Annotated in this window: 25 protein-coding genes, 7 tRNA genes and 1 pseudogene; 14 read left to right on the forward strand and 19 right to left on the reverse strand. The window is 59.0% G+C overall.

What is annotated here, in order from left to right:
- Positions 1-13 precede the first annotated feature (13 nt).
- The 3 genes from FJ320_08855 (at position 14) to FJ320_08865 (ending at position 2,099) form a co-directional block, all read left to right on the forward strand.
- Positions 14-481 (forward strand): hypothetical protein, encoded by a 468-nt coding sequence (locus FJ320_08855; GenBank protein MBM3926080.1) that lies wholly within the window; start codon positions 14-16, stop codon positions 479-481.
- Positions 482-576: 95 nt separating this feature from the next.
- Positions 577-1,617: a recombinase RecA gene (gene recA / locus FJ320_08860; GenBank protein ID MBM3926081.1), complete on the forward strand. Its 1,041-nt coding sequence runs from the start codon at positions 577-579 to the stop codon at positions 1,615-1,617.
- A 92-nt stretch (positions 1,618-1,709) separates the two neighbouring features.
- Entirely contained in the window at positions 1,710-2,099 is a 390-nt protein-coding gene (locus tag FJ320_08865; protein ID MBM3926082.1) for a RecX family transcriptional regulator, read from the forward strand.
- Between the two features lie 495 nt (positions 2,100-2,594).
- Here the strand turns inward: FJ320_08865 and FJ320_08870 are convergent, their stop codons facing one another.
- The 12 genes from FJ320_08870 to FJ320_08925 all read right to left on the reverse strand — a co-directional run bounded on the left by FJ320_08870 (position 2,595) and on the right by FJ320_08925 (position 9,205).
- Positions 2,595-3,128 carry a hypothetical protein gene (locus tag FJ320_08870; protein ID MBM3926083.1) on the reverse strand — a complete coding sequence of 178 codons (534 nt, stop codon included), beginning with the start codon at positions 3,126-3,128 and terminating at the stop codon, positions 2,595-2,597.
- 11 nt (positions 3,129-3,139) lie between these two features.
- A complete protein-coding gene (locus tag FJ320_08875) occupies positions 3,140-3,865 on the reverse strand; it encodes a hypothetical protein (GenBank protein MBM3926084.1) in 726 nt (241 codons plus the stop codon).
- Positions 3,866-3,880: 15 nt separating this feature from the next.
- Positions 3,881-4,735 carry a PHP domain-containing protein gene (locus tag FJ320_08880; protein MBM3926085.1) on the reverse strand — a complete coding sequence of 285 codons (855 nt, stop codon included), beginning with the start codon at positions 4,733-4,735 and terminating at the stop codon, positions 3,881-3,883.
- A gap of 2 nt (positions 4,736-4,737) precedes the next feature.
- On the reverse strand, positions 4,738-5,511 hold the full coding sequence (locus tag FJ320_08885) for a TIGR00282 family metallophosphoesterase (protein MBM3926086.1): 774 nt from the start codon (positions 5,509-5,511) through the stop codon (positions 4,738-4,740).
- 526 nt (positions 5,512-6,037) lie between these two features.
- Entirely contained in the window at positions 6,038-7,483 is a 1,446-nt protein-coding gene (gene rny / locus FJ320_08890; protein ID MBM3926087.1) for a ribonuclease Y, read from the reverse strand.
- Between the two features lie 271 nt (positions 7,484-7,754).
- Positions 7,755-7,840: transfer RNA gene (locus FJ320_08895), tRNA-Leu, on the reverse strand.
- 64 nt (positions 7,841-7,904) lie between these two features.
- Positions 7,905-7,980, reverse strand: a tRNA-Cys gene (locus FJ320_08900).
- A 9-nt stretch (positions 7,981-7,989) separates the two neighbouring features.
- Positions 7,990-8,076: transfer RNA gene (locus FJ320_08905), tRNA-Leu, on the reverse strand.
- 81 nt (positions 8,077-8,157) lie between these two features.
- Positions 8,158-8,234 (reverse strand) — tRNA-Trp (locus tag FJ320_08910).
- A 1-nt stretch (position 8,235) separates the two neighbouring features.
- Positions 8,236-8,312: transfer RNA gene (locus FJ320_08915), tRNA-Arg, on the reverse strand.
- Between the two features lies 1 nt (position 8,313).
- Positions 8,314-8,389: transfer RNA gene (locus FJ320_08920), tRNA-Ala, on the reverse strand.
- A gap of 444 nt (positions 8,390-8,833) precedes the next feature.
- The gene (locus FJ320_08925) at positions 8,834-9,205 is read right to left on the reverse strand and encodes a CAP domain-containing protein (GenBank protein ID MBM3926088.1); all 372 of its coding nucleotides are present in this window, start codon (positions 9,203-9,205) and stop codon (positions 8,834-8,836) included.
- A gap of 914 nt (positions 9,206-10,119) precedes the next feature.
- Between FJ320_08925 and FJ320_08930 the strand changes: the two are divergent.
- The 4 genes and pseudogenes from FJ320_08930 to FJ320_08945 all read left to right on the forward strand — a co-directional run bounded on the left by FJ320_08930 (position 10,120) and on the right by FJ320_08945 (position 12,787).
- A pseudogene (locus FJ320_08930) lies at positions 10,120-10,445 on the forward strand (sulfite oxidase).
- Positions 10,438-11,262: a hypothetical protein gene (locus FJ320_08935; GenBank protein MBM3926089.1), complete on the forward strand. Its 825-nt coding sequence runs from the start codon at positions 10,438-10,440 to the stop codon at positions 11,260-11,262. The pseudogene FJ320_08930 and the gene FJ320_08935 overlap by 8 nt, the downstream one beginning before the upstream one ends.
- A complete protein-coding gene (locus FJ320_08940) occupies positions 11,219-11,833 on the forward strand; it encodes a hypothetical protein (GenBank protein ID MBM3926090.1) in 615 nt (204 codons plus the stop codon). Before FJ320_08935 ends, FJ320_08940 begins: the two co-directional genes overlap by 44 nt.
- A gap of 36 nt (positions 11,834-11,869) precedes the next feature.
- Entirely contained in the window at positions 11,870-12,787 is a 918-nt protein-coding gene (locus FJ320_08945) for a PAC2 family protein (GenBank protein MBM3926091.1), read from the forward strand.
- Between the two features lie 364 nt (positions 12,788-13,151).
- Here FJ320_08945 and FJ320_08950 read toward each other — a convergent pair whose 3' ends face one another.
- On the reverse strand, positions 13,152-14,006 hold the full coding sequence (locus tag FJ320_08950; protein MBM3926092.1) for a class I SAM-dependent methyltransferase: 855 nt from the start codon (positions 14,004-14,006) through the stop codon (positions 13,152-13,154).
- An 81-nt stretch (positions 14,007-14,087) separates the two neighbouring features.
- On the opposite strand from FJ320_08950, the gene FJ320_08955 reads away from it, so the two are divergent.
- From FJ320_08955 to FJ320_08975, 5 genes are all read left to right on the forward strand, one after another.
- Entirely contained in the window at positions 14,088-14,624 is a 537-nt protein-coding gene (locus FJ320_08955) for an acetyltransferase (protein ID MBM3926093.1), read from the forward strand.
- A gap of 76 nt (positions 14,625-14,700) precedes the next feature.
- The gene (locus FJ320_08960; protein ID MBM3926094.1) at positions 14,701-15,165 is read left to right on the forward strand and encodes a MaoC family dehydratase; all 465 of its coding nucleotides are present in this window, start codon (positions 14,701-14,703) and stop codon (positions 15,163-15,165) included.
- Between the two features lie 3 nt (positions 15,166-15,168).
- Positions 15,169-15,606 (forward strand): dehydratase, encoded by a 438-nt coding sequence (locus FJ320_08965; GenBank protein ID MBM3926095.1) that lies wholly within the window; start codon positions 15,169-15,171, stop codon positions 15,604-15,606.
- 79 nt (positions 15,607-15,685) lie between these two features.
- Positions 15,686-16,615 carry an SDR family oxidoreductase gene (locus tag FJ320_08970; protein ID MBM3926096.1) on the forward strand — a complete coding sequence of 310 codons (930 nt, stop codon included), beginning with the start codon at positions 15,686-15,688 and terminating at the stop codon, positions 16,613-16,615.
- Positions 16,616-16,987: 372 nt separating this feature from the next.
- Positions 16,988-17,932, forward strand: a complete 945-nt coding sequence (locus FJ320_08975; GenBank protein ID MBM3926097.1) for an SDR family oxidoreductase — start codon at positions 16,988-16,990, stop codon at positions 17,930-17,932.
- A gap of 269 nt (positions 17,933-18,201) precedes the next feature.
- Here the strand turns inward: FJ320_08975 and FJ320_08980 are convergent, their stop codons facing one another.
- Both FJ320_08980 and FJ320_08985 read right to left on the reverse strand, forming a co-directional pair.
- Positions 18,202-18,774: a GNAT family N-acetyltransferase gene (locus FJ320_08980; protein ID MBM3926098.1), complete on the reverse strand. Its 573-nt coding sequence runs from the start codon at positions 18,772-18,774 to the stop codon at positions 18,202-18,204.
- Complete coding sequence (locus FJ320_08985) at positions 18,774-19,238, reverse strand: NUDIX hydrolase (GenBank protein ID MBM3926099.1); 465 nt, start codon at positions 19,236-19,238, stop codon at positions 18,774-18,776. Before FJ320_08985 ends, FJ320_08980 begins: the two co-directional genes overlap by 1 nt.
- Before the next feature lie 160 nt (positions 19,239-19,398).
- On the opposite strand from FJ320_08985, the gene FJ320_08990 reads away from it, so the two are divergent.
- Together FJ320_08990 and FJ320_08995 are read left to right on the forward strand one after the other, a co-directional pair.
- Positions 19,399-20,307 (forward strand): alpha/beta hydrolase, encoded by a 909-nt coding sequence (locus tag FJ320_08990; GenBank protein MBM3926100.1) that lies wholly within the window; start codon positions 19,399-19,401, stop codon positions 20,305-20,307.
- A 66-nt stretch (positions 20,308-20,373) separates the two neighbouring features.
- Positions 20,374-21,291 carry a hypothetical protein gene (locus FJ320_08995; protein ID MBM3926101.1) on the forward strand — a complete coding sequence of 306 codons (918 nt, stop codon included), beginning with the start codon at positions 20,374-20,376 and terminating at the stop codon, positions 21,289-21,291.
- On the opposite strand, the gene FJ320_09000 is transcribed toward FJ320_08995, so the two are convergent.
- The 4 genes from FJ320_09000 to FJ320_09015 form a co-directional block, all read right to left on the reverse strand.
- Positions 21,288-22,136, reverse strand: a complete 849-nt coding sequence (locus FJ320_09000; protein MBM3926102.1) for a hypothetical protein — start codon at positions 22,134-22,136, stop codon at positions 21,288-21,290. The two genes, FJ320_08995 and FJ320_09000, sit on opposite strands and share 4 nt — an antisense overlap.
- A gap of 265 nt (positions 22,137-22,401) precedes the next feature.
- On the reverse strand, positions 22,402-23,601 hold the full coding sequence (locus tag FJ320_09005; protein MBM3926103.1) for an aminotransferase class V-fold PLP-dependent enzyme: 1,200 nt from the start codon (positions 23,599-23,601) through the stop codon (positions 22,402-22,404).
- A tRNA-Glu gene (locus FJ320_09010) sits at positions 23,590-23,666 on the reverse strand. Before FJ320_09010 ends, FJ320_09005 begins: the two co-directional genes overlap by 12 nt.
- A gap of 341 nt (positions 23,667-24,007) precedes the next feature.
- Entirely contained in the window at positions 24,008-25,045 is a 1,038-nt protein-coding gene (locus tag FJ320_09015) for an N-acetyl-gamma-glutamyl-phosphate reductase (GenBank protein ID MBM3926104.1), read from the reverse strand.
- Between the last annotated feature and the right edge of the window lie 38 nt (positions 25,046-25,083).

Raw genomic sequence — 25,083 nt, forward strand, 5'->3', positions numbered from 1 at the left:
GGGGGAGGGGGGGATGCCGGAGAGGACGCCTTTTGGTCTGGAGGAGGCGCGTCGAAAGGTAAAGACCATTTCGCCTAGGGAGCTTAGCGAGGATAAAGGGCGGACGGTTATATTTGTGGACACGAGCAAGGACTTTGTGGCGGGGCATGTGCCGGGGTCGAGGTGGGTACCCAGGGGGTGGCTGGAGGCGGAGATTGGGGAGGCGGCGCCGGACAAGGGGAGGCCGATAGTTGTTACGTGTGTTGATGGAATGCAGTCGGTCCTGGCGGCGGCGACGCTGGTGGACATGGGGTACCCCAAGGTAGCGGTACTGGTTGGAGGGATGACGGCTTGGAGAAGGGCTGGTTTGCCAGTGGAGAAAGGTTTGTCGGGGGTGATGACACCGCCGACGGACGTGGTGGTGATGGGGTTCCAGAGGAGCGCGGCGGACACAATTAATTACCTGCGTTGGGAAGAGGAACTGGGTCGAAAATACGCTTAATACTGACACATTTGTTCTTGTTTCTGAAGCCTTTGGATGATAGAATATCCGCATCACGATTAGCGATTTAAAACGCAGGAAAAGGTGGAGGAGACATGAGCGACGAACGCTCCAAGGCCCTGGATATTGCCCTAGGACAGATTGAACGCCAATACGGCAAAGGGGCGGTGATGAGGCTGGGATCTATGGCGCTGGCGACGGAGGCGATACCCACGGGGTCGCTGGCCCTGGACCTGGCGTTGGGAGTGGGCGGGATACCGAAGGGCCGCGTTACCGAGATTTACGGCGCTGAATCATCGGGAAAGTCAACCGTCGCGATGCACGTCATCGCGGAGTGTCAGAAGGCGGGCGGCACGGCGGCATACATCGATGCCGAGCATGCCATGGACCCGGCGTATGCGGCGAACCTGGGCGTGCAGGTGGATGATCTGGTCATATCGCAGCCCGACGACGCGGAGCAGGCGCTGGAGATCACCGAGTACCTGGTGCGCAGCGGAGCGGTGGACATTGTGATCATCGACAGCGTGGCGGCGCTGGTGCCGAGGGCGGAGATAGAGGGGGACATGGGCGACTCGCACGTGGGCCTGCAGGCGCGATTGATGTCCCAGGCGCTGCGTAAGCTGACGGCGGCGATCCACAAGTCCAATACCGCGGTTATCTTCATCAACCAGCTTCGCGAAAAGGTGGGAGTTATGTTCGGCAACCCGGAGGTTACGCCGGGGGGCCGGGCGCTGAAGTTTTACTCGTCGGTGCGGATTGACTTGCGGCGGGCGGAGTCGATCAAGCAGGGGCAGGATGTCATCGGGAGCCACGTGCGGGCACGCATCGTCAAGAACAAGGTGGCGCCGCCTTTCAGGGTGGCCGAGTTCGACATTATGTTCAACAAGGGCATAAGCTGGGAGGCGGACGTGCTGGAACTGGGCACGACCATGGGGCTGATAAAGAAGTCCGGCGCGTTCTATTCATATGGGGAAGTGCGGCTGGGACAGGGCCGCGAGAACGCCAAGGAGTTCCTGGAGCGCAACAAGGATATGGCGCGGGAGATTGAGGGCCAGATCAGGGCGTCCAAGGGGCCGGTGGGGGCTGTGGCGGTGGGGGCGTCTATGGACGGGGCTGAGGGCGAGGAGGAGTCCTAGCCTTCGCCAGGGAGCGCAAGCCCTCGATTCCCAAGAACCCGCTGGACGTAGCGCTGCGCTATTTATCGTACAGGCCGCGCAGCGAGGCTGAGATGCGTCGCCGGCTTCGTCGTGACTTTTCGGAGGCGGTGGCGGAGGCGATGGTGTCGCGCCTGCGGAGCGAGGGCCTGCTGAACGACGCGGCTTTCGCGCGGCAGTGGCGGGAGTCGAGGGAGAAGCACAAGCCGCGGTCAGGAAGGATGATAGGGCAGGAGCTGAGGCAGGCGGGGGTATCTAGGGAGGTTGCAAAAGAAGCGCTGGAGGGGCTGGACGAGGAGGAGATGGCGCTGAGGGCCGGGAGGAAGCAGGTGAGGAAGCTGGCAGGAGAGGGCGAGAGGACGTTTGTGGAAAAGATGGGGCAGCATTTGATTCGTCGGGGGTTTGGGTACGGGGTGGCGCTGAGGGCGGCGCGGCGGTTATGGTTGGAGGCGGGCGCTTCTTAGGGGGATAGAGGATTGTTGGTTTTATTGAGCGTATTGTGCCCACGCTTCTTTTTTCCTATCGAACGCGCGATACGCAGCTCATTGCTTGGTATTAATCGTGGCGCCCTCATCACCCTTTATCTCGCCACGGCGAGCTTGCAGCCCTCTTCTCCCGACTACAGGAGAAGAGGGAAAGAATAAAGAACTACCACAACCCCCTCCTTCGGTCCGCCAGAGGCGGACTCAGGACGGCGTCTAGCTCCCCCTTCGCCTTTCAGGCCGAAGGGGGAGAACCAGATGAGACCACCCGACGCTCCATCTGTTTGAAAGGCCCGTAGTTATGAGACGAGTCCATCCATGTAAAAAAGATGCTTCGAGCAACTTTTCAATGTGCATTGCGCGTACATTAGGGTGGATAGAGCAGGAATTAGGGTACTAGGCGATGACGGTCGCGACGCTTAGGTACTTCGACTGCGTCTGAATACCGACTTCGCTCAGGATTATAGTTTCGTTGCGTTAGAAGCGGCGGACGCGAAGGACGGCCATGTAGACGGCTAGGGCGACGCCGAAGATGTTGAAGATGTCTCGGAATATCAGCTCAATGCGGCCGTTTCCAAACTCAACCCCGACGTAGACGCTGATACCGAAGGCTAGGATTGTGGCCAGAGCCGCGATCCAGGCCAGTTCAGGGGCTTGCTTGCGGTTGGAGGCCCATCGGACGCCTTCACCGATGAGGTAACCGACGCCGATGGCGACAAGCCAGGGCAGGAGCCAGAGCCGCCGCACTTCGTCGAAAAGCAGTCCCCAGGCCGCGCCGAGGCCCACTGCCTGGACCGCCGCCACGGCTATTACGGCGGCCAACTGGGAAGGTTTGAGGGTGACAAGGGGGGATTTTTGGACTCGCGCGCACTCCTGGCATCGGGCGCCGACGTCGGTCTGGAGCATGCATCGAGGGCAGATGGGCTTTTCGCAGCGGCCACAGGCCAGGCGCGTTTCCACCTTGGGGTGCCGGGCGCAGTATTTGATAAGGCTAGCTTGCTCTGCATCCATATCTACGGGTTCTAGGGCGAAGTCTCAGGCCTGCGATTGATCCAGGCCTCGCGGCTGTCCACATCCCTGTCACGGAAGAGTCGATTAAACAAGACCTTTTCGGTGGGCAGGTTCTTGTCCAGGGGGGTCCAGTTGGATACGAGGCGTTTCAATACCACCAGCCCCAGGACACCCATAAGATACCACACAATTACCAGCGACTGCCCCATAAAAAAGGTCCATAACGGGAGAAGAAGCAGGGATACGAGGACGACGATGGCGGAGCTTCGGAAGACGTACCAGCCGAGGAGGGAGCCGGCGATAAATATCCAGAGCTGGTAGAAGGCCATGGCGGCAAAAGCACCGGACGCCACAGCGAGGCCGCGACCTCCCTGAAACTTTAGGAAGACGGACCAGTTGTGGCCGACGATGGAGAGGAGACTGGCGCCGGCGAGGAAGGCAGAGTCGCGGTCGAAGCCGAAGATGAAGTTGACGGCTTCGGAACCTGCGGGACCTTTAACCTCCAGGTCCAACAGAAGGATGCCTATCCATATGGGCGAGGCGCCTTTCATGAAAAGCTCGAAGAGGCCGAGGGGGACGATCCAGCCATGGCCGACGTGGTAGTAAACGTTAGTGCCGCCGACGTTGCCGCTGCCGTATTTTCTGATGTCTATGTCTTTGGCGATGCGGCCAATGATATAGGCGGTAGGCACGGCGCCTATGAAGTAGGAGTAGATGTAAAGAAGTGCTAGGTCCAAGGCGGCTAGTACCGACTAAAGGCGACCCCGGATTTGGGCGTCGGTGGGGGAGGCGCGGGCCTTAAGGGCGTCGACGGCGGACTCCGGGGGGCCCTGGTAGCCGGGAAGGGCTTCGTCGGGGTTGCCGAGGGCGTGGTAGTCGCTGCCGCCGCAGGCGATGAGGCCGTATTTTTGGGCGATGGAGGCGAGGCGGGACATGGTCTCCGGGGAGTAGACGCCGTAATAGACCTCCATGCCGGCGAGACCGGCGGGGAGCATTTCTTCTATGCGCGCCTCCACGTTGTTTACCCAGGTGGGATGAGCCAGGACGGCGGCGCCACCAGCCTTGCGGATGAGGGCCACGGCGTCCACGGGCTTGAGCTTCTGGCGCTCGGCGTAGGCGGGGCCGCTGCGCCCCAAGTACTTATCGAAGGCCTCTCGGACCTCTTTGACGTAACCTTTTTCAACCATGGCGAGGGCGATATGAGGACGGCCCACGGCGCCTTCGCCGGCGATGGCCTGGACACGAGGCCAGTCGATGGGAAGGCCCAAATCGGCCAGTTTGTCCACCATTGTCCTGGCCCTGTCTACCCGCCCTCGACGAAATTCTTGGAGCTGGGACTGGAGGCGCTGGTCGCGCCAATTCAGGAAGTAGCCCAAGACATGGACCTCAGTGTCCTGGTGGTCGGCGCTGAGCTCGATGCCGGGGATGAGGCGGAGGGTGGGGTGACGGCGGGCGGCCTCCAAAGCTTCGGCCATGCCTTCGGTGGAATCGTGGTCGGTGATGGCGGCGTATTCGACACCGCGCTGGGCTAGGAGGTCCACAAGCTGGGTTGGCGTGAGGCGGCCGTCGGAGGCGGTGGTATGGAGGTGGAGGTCGACGGCGGGCATGGCTAGTCGACCTGGCGGTCTAGACGCTGGATGGCGGTGGCCCTGCCGGTGGAGGCGTCTATGTCTATAAGGACGGAGTTGAACATGACGGGGCCGGAGGCAACATCGAAGGAGCGGGGCATCTGGGTGAGGAACTTTTCGATGACCGGCGCGGCGTTGACGCCGATGACGGAGTCGCGGGGCCCGACCATGCCGAGGTCTGAGACGAAGGCGGTACGGTCGGCGATGATGCGGGTGTCGGCGGTGGGGACGTGGGTGTGGGTGCCGACGACGGCGCTGACCCGGCCCGCAAGGTACCAGGCCATCGCCTGTTTTTCGGAGGTGGCCTCGGCGTGGAAGTCCACGAGGACAATTTTGGGAGCGTTGGGGCCTTTGACTTCGTTGAGAATGCGATCGGCCTCGCGGAAGGGGCAGTCCAGGGCTTCCATGAAGACGCGGCCCATGAGGTTGACCACTATCACGTCGCCCAGATTTATGAAGCCGCGGCCAGGGCTTCCCGGCGGGTAGTTGGCGGGTCGAAGGACGGGCATCTCCTCTTTGAGGAAGGGGATGATTTCTTTCTTTTTCCAGATGTGGTTGCCGGAGGTGATGACGTCCACTTGCGCGGACAAGAGTTCGTGGGCGGTGTCCGGGGTGATGCCGATGCCGCCGGCGCTGTTCTCGCCGTTGGCGACCACGAGGTCGATGGCGTACTCATCGCGCAGAGCGGGGACGAGGCGGGTTACGGCCTCGCGGCCCGGGCGGCCAATCACATCACCGATCATCATCACGCGCAAGTTGAAGCTCCTGGTAACTGACTTCAAAGACATTATAGCGCAGAGGGATAGGGGTTAGCTAAGGAAGAGGTGGTCGATTTGAAAGGGAGAAGAGGATGAGAGAGACAAGGGCGAGGCGACCTCGCCCCTACAAAAAGGCGGAGCCGCTTAGCAAGAGATTTGATCTGGATTCCAGTGAGGCCAGATTCCTCGACCCGATTAACATCGGGATTTCGCGATTAATATAGCCAAGTGAAGGTGCTCAAACTGCGTCCCGATGAGTACATCGGGTCTGCCGCTCGGAATGACAAAACTAGGCTTGTTGGCAGAAAAGGGGCGTGAACAGCGGTCACGGTGATTAGGTTCCCTTCGACCAGGCTCAGGACAGGCTTCGACTGCGTCTCAGAATGCCATGAACGGTTGTTGGGTTAGGAATTCTATCCTCAATTAGTGCTGAGTGTAGGGGATTTATACATCTCGAATCTGGCAAAACAAGAGGCCCTGGAAACTTGCTTCCAGGGCCTCTTTTAGTGATGTCTAAGGGTTACTATCGGGCTACTTCTATGTTTCTGGTCTCTCGCACTACGGTGACTTTGATTTGGCCCGGGTAGACTAACTCTTCTTCCACCTTCTTGGCCACGTCACGGGCGAGGACGGCGGCGGCGAAGTCGTCCACCTCTTCAGGCTTGACGATGATGCGGACTTCGCGGCCAGCCTGGATGGCGAAGGCTTTTTCCACGCCGGGGAAGCTGGTGGCAACGCGCTCCAGGGCCTCCAGGCGCTGCACGTACATTTCCAGGCTCTCTTTTCGGGCGCCGGGGCGGGCCGCGCTGATGGCGTCAGCGGCGGCCACGATAAGGGCCTCGATGGAGCCGCGCTGGTCGTCGTGGTGCTCAACGATGGCCCTATGGACCTCGGGGTGGATGCCATATTTCTGAGCGACATCGCCGCCGATCTCCACGTGGCTGCCCTGGACCTCATGAGTAAGGGCCTTGCCGATGTCATGTAGGAGGCCGCCGGCTTTGGCGACTTCCACGTTGCCGCCGATTTCGGAGGCGATGAGGCCAGCGATGTTGGCGACCTCCACGGAGTGGAGGAGGATGTTCTCGCCGTAGCTGTAGCGATACTTGAGTCGGCCAAGGAGCCGTATTAGCTCAGGCTTGAGGCCGCGGACGGCGGCGTCGAAGGTGGCCTGCTCGCCGGAGCGCCAGATGGTCTCTTCCACCTCGCGCTGGGCGCGCTGGACCATCTCCTCGATGCGTGTAGGATGGATACGCCCGTCCTTGATGAGGTATTCGAGGGCCAGCCTGGCAACTTCACGGCGGATGGGATCGAAGCAGGAGATGGTGATCATCTCTGGGGTGTCATCGATGAGGATGTCAACGCCGGTGGCGGCTTCGATGGCGCGGATGTTGCGGCCTTCGCGTCCGATGAGGCGGCCCTTCATTTCGTCGTTGGGGAGGGCGACGCGGGAAATGCTGCGTTCCGAGACAACTTCTGAGGCGAGGCGCTGGATGGCGATGGTGATGACCTTGCGGGCCTCCTCGTCGGCCCGGTGTTTGATTTCCTGCTCGAGCTCGTAGTACTTCTTGGCGAGGTCATGCCTGATCTCCTGCTCGGCCTTAGCCATGATCATCTGCTTGGCTTCGCCTGAGGTGAGGCCGGCCAGGCTTTCGATCTGCTGAACTTGACGCTGCTTTAGCTCCTCCAGTTCCTGCTTAGTCTGGTCAATGCCCTGCATCTTCTCATCCAGGGTCCGTTCTCTGCGGTCGAGACCCTCAAGTCTATGGTCTAGGTTTTCTTCCTTCTGCCTTGCGCGGCGTTCTTGATTTCTGAGTTCCAGCAATCTTTCCTTAATTTCCTCTTCAGCACTGGCCCGGATTTTAATAGCCTCTTCCCTACCCTCCAGAGCCAGCTTACGCTTCTGTTCCTCCGCTTCCGCAACAATCACCTGAGCCTTTAGCTGGGCTTCTTTGATACTCTTGCCCGACAGTGCTGCGAGGACGGCACCAAAAAACTTAAACACGGATTTTTCACCGTCCTTTCTAAATAGGACCCGCCCGATATGAGTGCGTCTATTCAGTTTTTAAAGGTTAATGCGTTTATAAGGGGCAGGCACCAGAGAATATAGTAGATTTTTGGTTCTGCAAGTGTCAAGACAAAAATTTCTAATTCCAGCAAAAAGAAGGGCATTAGAGTTTACATAACGTCGCATTATAAGTGAAATATCGTAACGCGTCTTCCTTCAAGGAAGCGATGATTAGTGGTGCCGAGGGTGGGATTCGAACCCACACACCGGTAAAGGTAGCGGATTTTAAGTCCGCCGCGTCTGCCGTTTCGCCACCCCGGCCGGCGAGGGGAGAAAGGTGAAGGAACGCAGAGGCTCAGGAAGCGCTCCCAAAAGATTTATGAGATGGAGGCGACGGGCGGAATCGAACCGCCGAATAGAGGTTTTGCAGACCTCCGCCTTAACCACTTGGCTACGTCGCCTTATTAAACTGGTGCCGAGGGTGGGACTTGAACCCACACGAGCTTACGCCCACAGCCCCCTCAAGACTGCGTGTCTACCAGTTCCACCACCTCGGCTCCGGAGGAGCATGATATCAAAGAGCGTCCTAACGTGGAAGAGCGCCAGGTGAGGTCTGGACACTGTCCATGGACAAAAAATGGCAGGAGCGGGAGGATTTGAACCCCCGACCGACGGTTTTGGAGACCGCTGCTCTGCCGGGCTGAGCTACGCTCCTGTGGTACCCCTGGAGGGACTCGAACCCCCGACGCGCGACTTAGGACGCCGCCGCTCTATCCGCCTGAGCTACAGGGGCCTGGTGGAGATAGGGGGGATTGAACCCCCAACCTCGGCATTGCGAACGCCGCGCTCTCCCAATTGAGCTATATCCCCAATCCTTGGACGAACAATATCCTGCACGCCTAGCGCACAGGCCCAGTTCTGCCAGGGTTTTTGCCTTAGTTATCGTATCTCAGGGAGGTAGGAGTGTCAAGGAAAAGGCAGGCACGGAGAGGCGTGAAAAGGGGAGGGTGAGGGCTGATGGAGGAAGTCTGAATCCCGATGCAAATTCGGGCCAATGGTTTTGTTCCGTGACGGTAGGTTATTCTAAAAAATGAATTATATGAGCGTAGGAAAATCAAAATTTCCGTACCGAAACACAGATTGGAGTCAGAAGGGCTACGCTGTCAGGTCACGCGTCTCGTCGAGTGCCACTTCTCTGGTACACTTGACGAACCTAGCCCGGGGAGCTTTTTCTTCTGCACTGGAAGACCAAGCGATGGCCCTTCTAAGAGAGCTTTTCCCCAATAACCCCCTTGATGCCTCGCCTCCTTTTTACTAAGGGTTCCTGTATCCGAGATCCAATGTGTAATACGTACGGTTGTTGTACGTATAGTACCCAAGGCCCGCTTCGTTATAATTGCCCGTCATGTTCCGGTAGTGGCCAGAGGACCCCTTCCACATGTTAAACACTCGCAATGCATCCGGGTTGCCGCTATGCCATGCAATGTTCTCGGCTATCCGCGTCCAGCCCGTATATCCCTGCTCCTGGACTCGGTCCCTAAGAGTCCTGCCGTTCCGGGAGGTATGAGAAAAGTAATTGTTCTGCGCCATATCCTTAGAGTGAAGATAGGCGGCGCGCCTAAGGGCTTCATTAGTTTGCACCGGACGAAGGCCGCGAGCTGCTCGCTCTTCGTTCAGCAGACGCATAAATTCTGCTTCGGTTGCGGTAGACGTTGGTGTAGGCGTAGATACAGGGGTACGAGTTGGGGTTGGAGAGGGGGTAGGCGTGGACGTAGGTCCCGATGAGGGGGTTGGAGTCGGCGAACTGGAATGTCGACTCGATTGCCACAGCTCACACGTGCCCGTTTGAACGTATAACGTATATTGAGGGACAGGGTTCGTGGTTAGCACTTACTATCAGGGCGGGGACGATTATTGCGAGAAACGCCCCAATAATTCCTGCGCTGATAAAACCGCTCTTGAGGTTCATGCCCCGCCTCTCCACACCCTTTATTTGAGGCATTATCGGGGATAAGCTTCCATGTGTCTATAAGTTTCCATTTGTCTATTAGTTAGATTTCTTTTCCTGCCTTGTCGTCAAGCAGGGGAGACATTTCCCAGAGGGCTGCTCCCCCAATGGTTCCCGTATCGTTGATTTTCACTAAATAATCATGGGCGCCGGGAAGTCTGCCGCTGGCGAGGCAATATGTTGGTTCACACCATAAGAATGCCCCCTAAAATGCAGGTGTATATTCCTGGCGTCCATTCTGTCTGCATTTTGGACATAGACACTTAGTCGAAATCCTGACTATTCCACGATGCCCTATTTAGGCGTGCAATCAGAGCAAGGCTGCATATCACTTGCAGCCTTGAATATAGAGTTAGATTGGCTGTGCTGTGTAGGAACGAATATTCGCATCCCATCTAATCCTCCTAAGGAACGAGGCCTGTTAGAACAAGACGGCTGGCAAAGAAACAATCCATGAATTTAGAACAAAACCTCCCGGAAGGGAACAAAAACGAGAAGAGAACAGCCAGCCACTATGCTAAGCCTATTTTCACGGCAATCGCTTAGGACGTAACATAGAAAGAGTTGATAAATACGCATCCAAGGAGAGGTCATGGCGCTATTTGTGACCCGTCATCAGCACGGCGCGGAAACCTGCCCGGCAGGGCATCCTCAGATGGGGCCAATGCTGCTGCGGCACGTGTCCAAGGCTAATGCGGCTAAAAGCGGCATTAAAATCCTGGGCGAGGCCGTGGTAAAAGACCACACGTTTTTATGATTGTGGAAGCGCCGGATATGAAGCGTGTCCAGGACTTTATGGCGCCTTTTGCCCAGGCGGGGAAGGTGGAGGTCTGGGAGGGAGCGACGTGCGAGGCTGTGGTGGCGAGGAAGCACTGCGGCGCTCAGGGGAAGGTGTGGACGGCGGGCAAGATTGGTTAAGCGCATCGGCAAGCCACGAATAAGCGGCTTAACGCGCAAACGAGTCTTACTGGCCAGCCTGGTTTTAGCCATGGGGCTGTGGATGGCGGCCTGCCGGGAGGGGACGCCGACGGCTACGACGGCTCCCACGGATACGCCAACGGTTACATTGCAACCGACGGCGACGTCGGGCGAGATACCGATGGCTACGGCATCGCCCACGCTGCCTGCGCCCACCGCGACGCCGACCACGGCCTCGACACCGACATCGACGCCGCAGGCGACCCCACCCCCAGCGCTTAGGGAGGCGGTGGAGCGCATCCAGGAACTGCTGCCAGGCGTGCGGGGGCTGGATTTCAAGAAGGACACCCCGCCCAGGGTGATGAGGCCGCAGGAGCTGAACGCTTACCTGGCCGATAGGGTAACAGAGGAGAATAAGGAGGACCTGACCAAAGCCCAGCACCTGTACGCGCTGCTGGGCCTGATAGAAGCGGACGTGGACCTGACGAAACTGTTCCTGGCGTTGCTGGGGGAGCAGGTGGCGGGGCTGTTCGACCCTGGGGACGAGTCGCTTTATGTTATCTCAGAGTCCGATAGGATAGGCGTTTACGAGGAGCTGACGCTGGCGCACGAATACACACACGCGCTGCAGCACCAGCATTTCGACCTGAACGGGCTTTCGGAGGGGAATGAGGGCAATTCGGACGCCGGGGGAGCGGTGACGGCGCTCATTGAGGGGGGGCGCGACGCTGACAGAGTTCCTTTACGGGTCGCGGCGGTTCACGCAGAGGGAGATGCAGGAGGCGGTGGGGCGGGACAGGCCGTCGGAGGTGTATGACAACGCTCCGGCGATAATTCGCAAAATTTTGGTGTTTCCATACGCGGACGGGTTCAGGTTTGTCCAGGCGCTGTATGTAGGCGGGGGCTACGATACGGTGGACGGGGCGTTTCGGAACCCACCTCAATCCACCGAGCAGATACTACACCCGTCTATGTACCAGCAGGGCCGCGGGCCGACGACTGTCACGCTGGCCGCCAGCGAGGCTATAACATCGGCGGGATGGGTGGTGGAGGACGAGGACACGATGGGGGAGTTTTTTATCAGGACCTGGTTTGAGGAGGCAATGAATTCTGGAGAGGCGTCGGCGGCAGCGGCGGGCTGGGGCGGGGACCGTTACCGGCTATTTCGGGACGCGGCCGGACGCTACGCGCTGGGAGCGATGACGGTGTGGGACACGCCGAGGGACGCGGAAGAGTTCGAGAAAGCGCTGAAGCGGTATGTGGATGAGGGTCTGCCGGTGGGCATGAAGTCGCGGGTGGCGCGGTCGGGAGCGGAGGTTAGGCTGGCGGTGGCGCCTGATGAAAATACGCTGGCTTTGCTCCTAGAAGGCTTGAACACCGCTTCATAGCCGCTTCCGCGGGTGTGGTAGACTAATAACGTCATTATGACGACGAAGCAGCCCAACAGGACGGGCAGGCGGAAGCCCCTGGCCGGCGCCAACCCGTTCACCATCATCGAGAAGGCCCCGGGCAAGTTCACCCACCTGGTTATGGCTTTTAAAGGCTGGCCCGACGCCAATGAGGGGGCGACAGAAGCGCTGCGGTTTTTCTTACGGAATTTCTCGGCGCGCAAGCTGGCGGAGCTGGACCCCGAAGAGTTCTATGACTTCAGCCAGACGCGGCCAATCGTGAAAGTGTCGAAGGACGGTAAACGGCAACTGGCCTGGCCCAAGAACGAGGTCTTTTATCAGACTTCGGACTCCACGCAGAAAAGGTTCCTTTTTCTCCTGGGAACGGAGCCCAGCTTAAAGTGGCGGACGTACTGCGACGCCGTGCTGAACCTGGCGCAGCAGTATGAGGTGCAGACGGTGCTGCACATGGGGGCGCTGCTGGATGCGGTGCCGCACACTCGCGCATTGAGGGTTACGGGGTCGTCCAACGAGACGGAGCGCAGGCAGTCGTTGGAGTCGTTGAAGATACGGGGGTCAAATTATCAGGGGCCGGTGGGGATACCGTCGGCGATGATGGAGCGGTGCAGCGCCCGAGGTTTGCAGTTCATTACCCTCTGGGGCCACAGCTCACACTATATGCAGACGTCGCCTAACTACAAGCTGACGCTGGGAATTGTCAATTCGGTGCGGCAGGTGCTGGATATCGAGCTGAACACGAAGCCTCTGGAGGAGGCTTCCGAGGCGTTTTTCGCGGAGATGCAGAAGGCTGTGGAGAAGGACTCGCAGCTCAGCGCGTACGTGCAGAAGCTGGAGACGAAGTTTGACGAGGCGGTGGATATAGAGATGCCGAGCGGGGATGAGATGGTGCGGGATGTGGAGGCGTTTTTGAGGGATTTGCGGGATAAGCGGTAGGATCTGTCTCGCTACCAAGACACTGATCTCCTTCTAACTTAGCGAGACCTATTTCGCACAATGCATATCTTGTTTTTAGTCGGGATACCATCCCTGGTCCCTTTCTACTCACGCGTGATGCACAATAATATTCCCTGGTCATAAATTGGGGGACCCTCATCACCCTTTATCTCGCCACGGCGAGCTTACAGCCCTCTTCTCTCGACTACGGGAGAAGAGGGGGCACCTGAGGAGAAACCTACCCCCATCCGACAAAAAAGGGCGCGGTTTTTCATATGTTAAGCCCTCAATGTGCATCAAGCGTCTGCTGGAAGGGGAAGAGGGAGAATCAGATTGGGACACCAAAGCGCCCTCCCAGGTCAACCTACCGCTCAATTTCGGTGAAGACGCGCTTTCGGCCAATGACCATGAAGTGATGGCTGATGCCGATGACAGCCGGTTCATGTTCAACCAGCCTGATTAGGTCTAGGATACGCTTTCTTTTGGCGGGGTCTTTCCAGCGGTCTTCCAGGCCGGGAGCTAGCCAGCCTGGGCCTTCGACGGCCAGGAGGTCTTCGATGACGAAGCCTGCGTCGCTGACCTCGCGCTGGAGTTCTTCGGGACGGTGGAAGAAGGCGGTGGTGAAGAAATCTGGCATGTTACGGGGGTTGCGATGGCGGCCGGACTCGATGTCGGCTTTGATGAGATCGAGGAAGTACTTGTCGTCGATGAGACCTTTGGAGATGCCGTCGTATAGGGAGGCGAAGCGGTTGATGCCGGCGCAGAAGACCAGGCCCTCTTCTTTGAGCACACGATGGGACTCGCGGAGGGCAGTGATGCGGTCGTCGCGGCTGGTGAGGTGGTAGAGGGGGCCCATGAGGAGGAGAGCGTCGACACTGCCGCCGTCCCAGTCCAAGGAGCGGGCGTCGCCGACGGTGGCGCTGGCGATGGGCCTTGGGGACTTTTTGTCGGTATGCCGGGCGGCCTGCTTGACGTGCTTGAGGACAGGGTCTATGAGGTGGACCTGGTGGCCCTTACCAGCGAGCCACTGGGCGTACTTGCCGGGGCCGCCGCCGACGTCGAGGATGAGGGTGGGTGGCCTGGGGAGCCATCGGGTGAGGATTTCCTGGCTGCGGGCGAATTCGACGAGGCCTTGGTCTCTGGACAGCCTATCGCCCTCTTCGAAGGTCTCGTAGTGGGCTAGGACTTCTTTGGGCAGGGGGCGTATCTTGCGGGGCATTTTCTCCACCTTATAATCGCAAGAGGCAAGGGCATTCTATCAGGCTAAGGCAATTTGTGCTTCTCACCTTGAGTCATATAGATGTTTCAGATTAGCTTTCGACCCATTTCGCGCCAGGACTTTCCGCTATTAGTAAAGTGGCTAGCGGCGCCACACGTAGCCGAGTGGTGGGATGACCCTGAGGATTTGAAGTCGGTGGAGACGATGTATTTGCCGTGTATCGACGGGCAGGACTCGACGCGAGTGTTTGTGATAGAAGTGGACGGAGAGGCTGCCGGAATTATTCAGTTGTGGCGGTTGAAGGATTCTGAAGAGTGGGCGGTGTACCAGACGGTGGAGGCGGGCCTGGAAAACGCCGCTGGGATCGATTTTCTCCTGGGAGAAGAGAGGCATGTGGGTAAGGGAATAGGCTCGCAGGCGATACGAGACTTTGTTTCTCTGGTCTTTGATGTCTACCTAGAGATAGACATAGTGCTGTCGGACCCGGAACAGGAGAACATCGCGTCGTGGGTGGCGCTGGAGAAGGCGGGGTTCGAGCGGATATGGGCGGGGGAGCTGGAGAGCAGCAGCGGCCCGAGTTTTCTATATCGGCGCAGGCGAGGTCGGCAGGGGGGATAGCGACATGTGGTCTGAGGGGTTTTCTTGACACACCCTGTGGGCGTGGATAAACTCGGGGCGCACGGAAAGGCGGGTTATGAGCACGCACCAGGCACAAAAAGACATATCGTCGCTGAAGAAGAAGTACATTGGCTTTGTGAGCAAGCCGGTGACGATGGAAGTGGAGAAGGGGCATATTAGAGCTTTCGCGCAGGCGGTGGAGGACCCTAACCCGCTGTGGAATGATGAGGCCGTGGCGCGCAACACTCGCTTAGGCGGGATGGTGGGGTCACCGACGTTTCTGCGGGCGATTCGGACGGAGCGGCTGCAGGAACTGCCTGCCGATTTCCCGTTTAACCGACCACTGGACGGGGGCAGCGAGTGGGAATATTTTGAGCCTGTGAGGCCGGGGGACATAATCACCGGCGTGACGAAAATTGTGGATATCTTCGATAAAACGGGACGGCTGGGACAAATGGTCTTTGTTGTTACCGAGACTACCTACACTAACCAGCTCGGGCAGAGGGTGGCGACCCAAAAAAACACGTCGATTAGGTACTAGAGAATGGGCAAGCAGATTTTTTGGGAGGACGTTAAGGAGGGAATGGAGATACCAACGCTGGTTAAACATCCCTCGACGCGACAGTTGGTGAGGTATGCGGGGGTATCGGGCGACTTTTACGAGATACATTACGACAAGGACTTCGCGATATCGACGGGGCTGGACGGGGTTATTCTCCACGGGGCGCTGAAGCAGGCGTTCCTGGGCCAGCTTATGACCGACTGGATTGGCGAGCACGGGACGCTGCGGAAGCTAGGCGCGCAGTATCGAGGGATGGACAGGCCAGGGGACACGCTGCTTTGCAAGGGGCGGGTGACGAAGAAGTATGTTAAGGGCGGGGAGCATCTGGTGGACTGCGAGGTGTGGGTAGAGAACCAGAAGGGCGAGAAGTTTACACCAGGCGTAGCTACGGCGGCGCTGCCGACCAGGAATCGAGACTGACGCCTAGTTGTCTACCCGTTGTCCACCCCTGGATACGGCGCGATTTTAGCACTAATTATTCATGAACTGAGGAGAAGTCATGGCTGGAAATCTTGAAGGTAAAGTAGCCGTCGTCACCGGAGCGGGGAGGGGCATTGGCCGGGGGGTTGCGCTGCTGATGGCGAAGGAGGGCGCGAAGGTGGTGGTGGCGGATATAGGGGCGGAGCTGGATGGGCGCGGCGGGTCGGCGCAGGTGGCAGACCAGGTGGTGAAGGAGATAAAAAGCGCTGGAGGACAGGCGGCAGCGGCCACCGAGTCGGTGGCGACGATGGCGGGGGGCGAGGCCATCGTCAAGAAGGCGGTGGACGCGTTTGGAAGAGTAGACATAGTGGTGACGTGCCACGGGATATTGCGGGACCGAATGATTTTCAACATGACGGAAGAGGAGTGGGACTCGGTCATCGCAGTGCATTTGAAGGGGACGTTCACGGTGGTGAAGAGCGCGTGCGTGATGTTCAGGCAGCAACGCTCGGGAAGGATTATAACGTTCAGCTCCGAGTCCGGACTGATAGGGAACTCGGGGCAAGCCAACTATGGTGCGGCGAAGTCTGGCATCGCGGGGTTCACCAAGGTGGTGGCGAGGGATATGGGGCGGTACGGGGTGACAGCCAACTCGATTGCGCCCAGGGCCAACACTCGTATGACGGCGGCGATACCGTCAGCGGCGAGCCAGGTGAGAGCAGCGCAGGGGGTGGCGGCCATCGCGGGGGAGGATGACCTGGCGTCGGCGCATCCGGACGACGTCGCGCCTTTTGTGTGCTACCTGGCCAGCGACGCCGCGCAGAACGTAAACGGGCAGACTTTTTTGGTCTATGGAGGCGTGGTGGCGTTAATGTCGCAGCCGAGGGGAATCAAGACGATTTTTAACGGCGGCGAGAGGTGGAGCCTGGATAAGCTGTCGCCGCTGGCGAAGGGGTATTTGACGGCGGGGCTGGTGAATCCGGCGCCTCCGCAGGCGGCGAAGAGTTAAGTCGCCTTGTTTACTTCACGATGGTGGCGCTAGTTATATCGACACGTTTTGGAGATGGAGCAGTGATGGCAAGTGGCAATGATAAAGTAAAGTATCGAGTCCACAGGGTTTCACCCTCATCTCGCCACGGCGAGTCTTCGACCTGCGCCTTCCCCTCCCGATTATCATCGGGATTTCGAATGGATATAGGTTAAGGAGCTCAACATCAAGGGAGAAGGAATTTTCTCGGTGCCGGTCAAGCTTGTCACATTTCCCAAGCCTCAATTACCACCAGGCGTTCAAGGAGGGAGAGTACCAGAAGGAGGCTGAGATGGGAGCCTGCTTAGAGCACTACTTGGAACATATCGGAGAAAATAGAACGGAGCGTAAGAAATGGGGAATCTGTTAAAGGGCAAGGTTGCGATAGTTACAGGCTCGGGCAGGGGCATTGGCAGGGGAGTGGCATTGCTGATGGCACAGGAGGGCGCGAAGGTGGTGGTGGCGGACATTGGCGCGGAGTTGGATGGGCGGGGAGGATCGGCGCAGGTGGCGGACCAGGTGGTGAATGAGATCAAGGCCGCGAAGGGCCAGGCCGTCGGATTTTACGAGTCGGTGGCGACGATGGCGGGCGGCGAGGCGCTGGTGAAGAAGGCGGTGGAGTCGTTTGGACGGCTGGACATCGTGGTGACGTGCCACGGGATTCTTAGAGACCGAATGGTGTTCAACATGTCGGAGGAGGAATGGGACTCGGTTATCGCAGTGCATATGAAGGGGACCTTCAGCATTATCAAGCATGCCTCGGTGCTATTTCGGCAGCAGCGTTACGGGCGAATCGTCACGTTCACCTCTACCTCTGGCACCATAGGAAATACGGGGCAGGCCAACTACGGAGCGGCCAAGGACGGGGTGGCGGGATTCACGCGGGTGGTAGCGCGGGACCTGGGGCGGTACGGCGTCACATGCAATTCGATTGCGCCGAGCGCAAATACACGAATGATTGGGGCAATACCGGACTCAGCGCGGCAGGCGAGGGCGGCGGCGGGGATACAGGCGTCGGGCGGCGGCGCGCTGCGGGGGGAGCCGGAGGATATCGCGCCTTTTGTGACGTGGCTGTCGTCGGACGAAGCGTCACATGTGAACGGGCAGGTGTTTTATGTCACGGACGGGCTGGTGAGCCTGCTGAACACGCCGGAGCCGGCACGGACGATTCGTAAGGAGGGCCGGTGGTCGGTAGACGAGTTGATAAAGGTGTTTCCGATTACGATAGGAGTCGATTTGTTCAACCCGGCCCCCGCACCGCCGCCAGCGCCGCCATCGACGGGGCCGGCGGTGCGGTAGGGTTCATCAGGCTGGCTGGTATGAAAAGCCTGCCTTAGTTCTAATCGGGTCGACCTCATCACTCTTAATCCCTCTTCTTCCCTGGGGGGATACTCGGGACAGGCTCTTTCTGAGAAGAGGGAAAGAATTAAAAGATCACCTCATCATCCCCTAACCCCCTCTTCTCCTATTGCGAAGGAGAAGAGGGGGAACCAGACAGGGACCTCCGAGGCCCATCTGCCCAACCGTGAAAGCCCGTGCGGATAAATAAGCGCTATCGATTCAGCAGGTCAGGGCTTGGGGGCGGTGTCGGCGGGGGAGAAACGGGCGGCCAGCTTGTGGTCTCGGATATTGTCCCAGGTGTCTTTGAGGAGCTCCATGAGGACGAAGTTGTAGCCGGAGCGCTTGACCTTTTTCACAGTGGCGAAACCGCTCTTTTCGAAGGAGCGCTGGGCGCGCTTATTCCAGTCGAGGGTGTGGAGGTAGAGGCGTTGCAGGGAGCTGGAGGAGAAGATGTGGTCTATGAGGGTGACGAGGGCGTCGTAGCCGTAGCCCCGGCCCCAATAGGCCTTGTCGCCGATCATGATGCCGACCTCGGCCTCTTTGTTAACGGCGTCGATGTCGTACCACATGCAGTTGCCGATGTAGAGGCCGTTGAGGGTGTCTACGGAGAGGCGGCGAGTCCAGGGGGTGGGATAGTCGAGCTGCTCTTTGTAGACGCGCTGGAACTCGGAGTAGCTCATGTCCAGGGGGTAGGAGGCGTCGAGGCGGGAGAGCTCATGGTCGGAACGCCATTCGAACTCGTTGGCCGCATCCTCCAGGCGCTTCTCGCGAAGGACGACTTTTGCGCCTCTTAACTCCATCAAGAAGATTCCTGCCCTGTCCTCTCACGGATTTGGGCCAGGGCTTTGTTGAGAATCTTGACCTCATTGGCGAAGGTAAGACGCCGAAGGGCTTCATCCGGGTCGAACCAGGCCACTTCATCAAACTCCGGGTCGTGGTCATCAAGGCTGCCGCCCAGAGCGGTCATGAGATAAAAGTGGACGGTCTTGTTATAGCGTATATGGTCGCCGGCGCTGACGAACCAGTAGTTGATGCTGCCAATGGGCTCTTCCACGGCGACTTTGAGGCCGGTCTCTTCCTGGGCCTCGCGAACGGCGGTCTCTTCAATGGTCTCGCCATCCTCGGGGGTGCCTTTGGGAAGGCTCCATCGTGGAGGCTCTTTGCGGCCACAGAGGGCTATCTTAATCTCATGGCCGTCTCTAGTGTAGACTACGCCCCCTGAGGAAACCGCTTTTTGGGGGCGCAACCGAAGTTTTTTAGTCATTGCTCTGCCCGCGGACCGGATGGTCAATTAATTAAGAATTGTAAGGATGGCCTCTGAGAGCGTCAAGGTGAACTTTAGGCCAAGGGTGCCCACAGGCGCTCATTGCAGTATGATTGAGGGGCTTTGAGCGACGCAGGCAACGTAGTCCAAGGAGCCGCTAATGAGCAGCATCCCCGAGACCCAGGCCCTGCCGCTGCATGAAGCGGCCAAGCGCATGGGCGTCAATTTTAAAGAGGCCAACAGTCCCGCTGATAAGACGGTGAGGGCCAACGGCCTTGAGTTCCACTACCTGCAGTGGGGCGATCCAAAGAAACCAAAGCTTTTGATGCTGCACGGGGTCGCGCAGCAGGCCCATAGCTGGGACTTCGTATCGCTGGCGCTGAGCGACCGGTACTGCGTGATAGCTTTGGACCAGCGTGGCCACGGCGACACGCAGTGGCCTTCTGACCATGACTATTCGGCGGAAGCGCAGCAGAGGGACCTGGACGCGGTGATACCGGCGCTGGGGCTGAAGGGGTTCATACTCGTCGGCCATTCCATGGGGGGACGCAATTCCTACGTGTTCACGTCCAGACACCTGGACCTGGTAAAAGCGCTGGTGATTGTAGACACAGGGCCGGGAGGGGTACGGACGGGTAGCCAGCGCATTCGTCGGTTTGTCACGCTGCCCGACGAGCTGGACAGCTATGAGGAGTTCGCCGAGCGGGTGAAGGGGTATACAGGCCGACCAACGTGGATGGTGCACGGGAGCTTGCAGCACAGCATCAAGCGGCTGCCCAACGGAAAGTGGACGTGGAAGTACGACAAGGCAATTAGAAGCCCAGACTTCAAGCCGCAGAACTGGCCGCCGGAGAGGCTGTGGGCAGCGCTGGAGAAGATAAAGTGCCCGACGCTGGTGGTGCGCGGCGCCAACACGGACGTGCTGTCGGAGGAGACGTTCCAGAGAATGCTAGAGGTCGTTCCTGGAGCAAAAGGGGCCACCATAGCCAAGGCGGGCCACCTGGTGGCGGGCGATAACCCGTCGGGCTTCCTGGAAGCGCTGGAGCCGTTCCTGAAGAGCGCCGCATAATAGCATTTGCTTTTTTGGCAGGCTCAGTCTCTAGGAAGGGGCAACGCGGGCGTATAGACTATTGCCATGCCTAAATTGCGCTCTCTGATATTTATTGCGGCCTTAAGCTTGATGCTGGCGGCGTGTTCGGTCTTAGAGACGACGCCAACGTCGCCCCCGCCTATCAGCATTAAGGACGTGACGCCGGTCTTACAGCCAAACATTACGCCATCGGCCAAGACGACGCCGAGTCCCAGCCGGACCGCAGCGCCTGGCGCTAGCCTGACGCCTGACAGTTCGCCGGGGGCTTACGGGGAGGCGGAAGTGAAGTCGCACGAACGTGTGAACCTGTTTCGCGACGGCGAAGGGCTGAGGGTGATGGCGTTCAACGACGCGCTGTCCGCGGTGGCGAGGAAGCATTCCGAGGACATGTACCGCCGTAGATTCTTTGAGCATATAAATCCCAGCGGCCTCAGCCCACAGCAACGAGTGGAAGCGCCGGGGCTTAGAGATTTTTCGTGCGGGGAGAACCTGTACAAGGTGGAGAACGCGAGATCGAACGATGCGGGGGTAATCGCGGAGGAGGCTTTCGACGGGTGGTTTAACAGCCCGGGGCATTACGAAAACATGATCACGCCTAAGTGGAACGTGGGCGGAATGGGAGTTTTCGTGGAGCGCAAGACACTGGCGGGAGACGCTGCGCCCGTGCGCTACGACATTTTTGTCACCCACCTGCTGTGCCGCGATATTTCCGGATACAACCGGCTGAAGGCGGAGTACGAAGAGGCCAACGCCCTGTATAAGGGGCTGCTGGCGGAGTTCGAGAAACTAGAAGGCGAGTACGAGGTGGCGCAAGAGCGGTATCGCAATCGTGAGGTGCCTTTTTCAGAAGTGGAGGCGGTTTATAGGCGTTTGCAGGAGGCGCATGAGAGGCTGAATGCGCAGGTGGAGGTGGTGAACAGGCTGGTGAGGCGGCTGAACACTGAGGCGGAGGCCGAGGCCTAGCCGGACTTCTTAAAGGAGTCAGCGGCCTGGCCCTGGGTTTTGAGGGCTTCTACGTCTGCCTTGGTGATAGGAGCAGCAGCGGGGACTTCTTCGGCGCTGTGACGGATCAGGGCGTGGGCGCGAGGGAGGATGAGGTCGCACTTAACGAAGGCGCCGTCCTGGGTCTTCCAGGGAACGTCCATGACCTCCAGGAACTGGGCGCTGTAGTCCTTGAAGATGCCGACGTGTTCTTCGATGACACCCTGGCTGTTGGTAATTTCCAGCACAATCATGTGGCCGATGTGCTTCTCCAGGATGGGGTCATAGGAGGCGCCTACGTAGCCCAGGACATCGCTCTGGGCGCGGGCGAGGTGGGCCTGCTGGGAGGAGACGGCGCGAAGGGCGGGATTGGCGCTTTTGACGACGCTGGTGGCAGCGCTGATGGAAGCGCCAAAGGAGTCTTTGAGGGTGTTGAGCATGTTTCGCGTGTGCCGCAGAAATCGTTTGGAAGCGGGAGGGTGGTAGGCGCGCTCCAGTTCGTCCAGGCGCAGCTCCTGGCTTTCGGGAGACAACTGGTCAAGAAAGCGAAAGAAGGCGTAGATGGAGTTGAACTCCTCTTTGAAGAGGATAAAGCTGGTCTCGACGTGGCCGTCGTCCCAGTAGTTGCCCTTGTATCTGAGCTCCACGCCCGAGGTCTCGACATCCAATTCACCCAAGACACGCTTACCGTTCTTTAACTGGATGGTGGTCAAATAGTCCTGGAAGTGTTTGAGGCAGGGGTCTTTTCGCCGGCCAGACAGAAAGAAGCCTATGAGGCTGGAACCGACGATGATTGCCACCATCCAGAAGATTACCGAGTTGAACACCAGAGACTCCTAGCAAATCCTTACTATCGTCTGGTTAGGGTCGTGAGCAGACCCCGCATCCCCCACCAACCCCCTATTCCTTCGGCATACTCAGGACAGGCTCTAACCTTCCCTCCCGATTGGCATCGGGATCCCGGATTGATATGACTGAAGGATCTCGACCTCAAGGGGGAAGGGACCTGAGGGGAGACAGATGCCTCACTACCCTATCAAAATCTTAACACCCATAGGAGAGTAGAACCTAATTTCTTTAATCAGCAAAGCCTTAAATGGCCCCTGGCATTGTATCTCTAAGATTAGATAAGGCCGCAACCGCCCTCTGGTTATCTTCCTGGTTATTGTAAAAGTAGGGGGAGAAGCGCACGCCGCCGGGACGGGCGTCCACGATGATTTTCTGAGCCTTGAGGCCGTCGACGACGCGATGGGGGTCTCTGGCGTTGACGATGGTGATGCTGGCGTGGCGTGCAGGGTCGGAGGGGATGCGGAGGTGGAAGCCGGAGGAGCGGAGGCGGGAGACGAGGTCGGCAGTGAGGGAGGAGGTGCGGGAGCGGAGGGCGTCTGAGCCGATGGACTGGACTAGCTGAATGCCAGCGTAGGCGGCGTAGACGGCGGCCATGGATGGGGTGCCGGCCTCGAAGCGGCGGGCGTCGTCCTTGTAGACCATTTTCTGGGGGTTGAAGGCGAACTGGTCTCGATGGGCGAACCAGCCGGTGGCGGTGGGTTGGAGGGTGGGTATGAGGTCGCGTTGGACGTACATGTAGGCGATGCCGGGGCCGCCCAGGAGCCACTTGAGGCCGCCGGTGATGAGGATGTCGGCGCCGAGGGCGTGGACGTCGGTGGGGAGCTGGCCGGTGGCCTGATAATCGTCAATCAAGAGCAGAGCGCCGCGATCGTGACAGATTTTAGACAGGGCCTGAATGTCCTGAATCCAGCCGCTGGTGAAGAAGACGCGGCTGGTGGCGACGAGGGCGGTGCGGTGGTCGATGTGGGCGGCGAGACGTTCTAAGTCAATGGTGACGTTGTCGTCGGAGGGGACGATGGCGGTGCGGATGCCGCGGGGCTCCAGGGCGAGGAAGTGGTGGGCGACGGTGGGGAAGTCCAGGGCGGTGGTGACGACGTTGGGACGGCGGGAGAAGTCCAGGGAGGAGGAGATGGCGGCGAGGCCAGAGGAGATGTTGGGGGTGAGGGCGATTTCGGACTCGGAGGCGTGTATGAGGGAGGCAAAGTCGCGGCGGAGGGCGGCGAGTTCGGCCATCCAGGGGCCGTACCAGGCGGAGGCGCCCATTTGGGTCCAGAGGTCGAGAAATCGGTTGACGGCGTCTCGGGAGGAGGTGGAGAGAAGGCCGAGGGAGCAGGAGTTGAGGTAGGTGACGTTATGGAGGGTGGGGAATTGGGAGCGGAGGGAGGGCCAGGATGGCGGCACGCTGAGCACCTTGCGTATAAAGTGGTCGGCTGGTGCCCCCAAGGGGATTCGAACCCCTGATCTCCGCCTTGAAAGGGCGGCGTCCTAGTCCACTAGACGATGGGGGCGGTGCAAAGATTCAGTATAACGGGGATTGGGGAGTGTTTGCCAGAGCGAGTTTTAAGGCTGGACAAGTACCAGCAGGCACGTGATGCGCAATACATACCTGGTCATAAGCGGGATACCATCCCCTTTTTCCCTCTTTCCCGACTGCATCGGGACTGAGTACAGCCTACTGGAAGGGGAAGAGAAAATAGGCTCACCTCATCACCCTCTAACTCCCTCTTCTCCTTGGACAATAGGAGAAGAGGGAGAACCAGATGGAACAGGAGCCCATCCATTCACAGAGCGTCGGCATAACAGATTCTTCGATTATTTTCGGGTATGGGAGGGGCGACAAAAAGGGTAACTAGGGGTAGACGGCGAGGGCTTCTAGGGCGGTGGTCTCGGGGAGGCCGAGCATTAGGTTCATGTTCTGGATGGCGGAGCCGGCGGCGCCTTTGACCAGGTTATCCAGGCAGCTTATGACCATGAGGCGGTTGGTGCGGATGTCTACGGTTGGGTAGACAAGGCAGAGGTTGTTGCCCAGGGTGTGCTTAGTCTGGGGCGGCGCGTTGACTACCTTTACGAAAGGCTCGTCTTTGTAGAAGTCTTTATAGATTTCCACGATGCGTTTTTCGGCCTCAGAACCGGAGCCGACAACGTCTTCCTGGAGCCTGGCGTAGCAGGAGCTGAGGATGCCGCGGGTCATGGGGATGAGGTGGGTGAGGAAGGTGACGGCGGGAGGGCTGGCGGAGTATCGGCCCAATTCTTGGGTGATCTCAGGGAGGTGACGATGGCCTTTGACGGAGTAGGCCATGACGTTTTCGTTGACCTCTGAGAAGTGGGTGGTGAGGCTGAGGCCGCGGCCGGCGCCAGAGACGCCAGACTTGCTATCGATGATTATATCTGGGCTGATGATGCCGTTTTTGACGGCGGGGGCCATGGCAAGGATGGCGCTGCAGGGGAAGCAGCCCGGATTGGCGATGAGGCGGGCGGAAGGGATTTCGTCGCGGTGGAGCTCGGTGATGCCGTAGACGGCCTCTTTCAGATACTGGGGGCCCGGGTGATCGACCTTATACCAGGTCTCGAACTCCTTGACGTTTTTGAGCCGGAAGTCGGCGCTGATGTCCACCACCTTGACGCCCTTGTCGAGGAGGGGGATGCACTGCTCGGCGCTGGCCTTGTGGGGAAGGGCGGAGAAGACCAGGTCGACGGAGCCGGTAAGCTCAGCTTCGATGGTGAGGCCCAAGTCGGACAGATGGGGGAAGACGTCGCCGAGCTTCTGGCCGGCGGAGCTTCGGCCGGTGACGGAGGTGATTGTTACCTCCGGGTGGCGGTAGAGGAGGCGGGCTAGCTCGGAGCCGGCGTAGCCGGTGACGTTGATGATGCCGACTTTGGTGGTCATGGGACACCTATGCTTACGAAAAGGTTAGAAGGGGAAAG

It is taken from the genome of SAR202 cluster bacterium (assembly GCA_016872285.1).
Classification (GTDB): Bacteria; Chloroflexota; Dehalococcoidia; order Lucifugimonadales.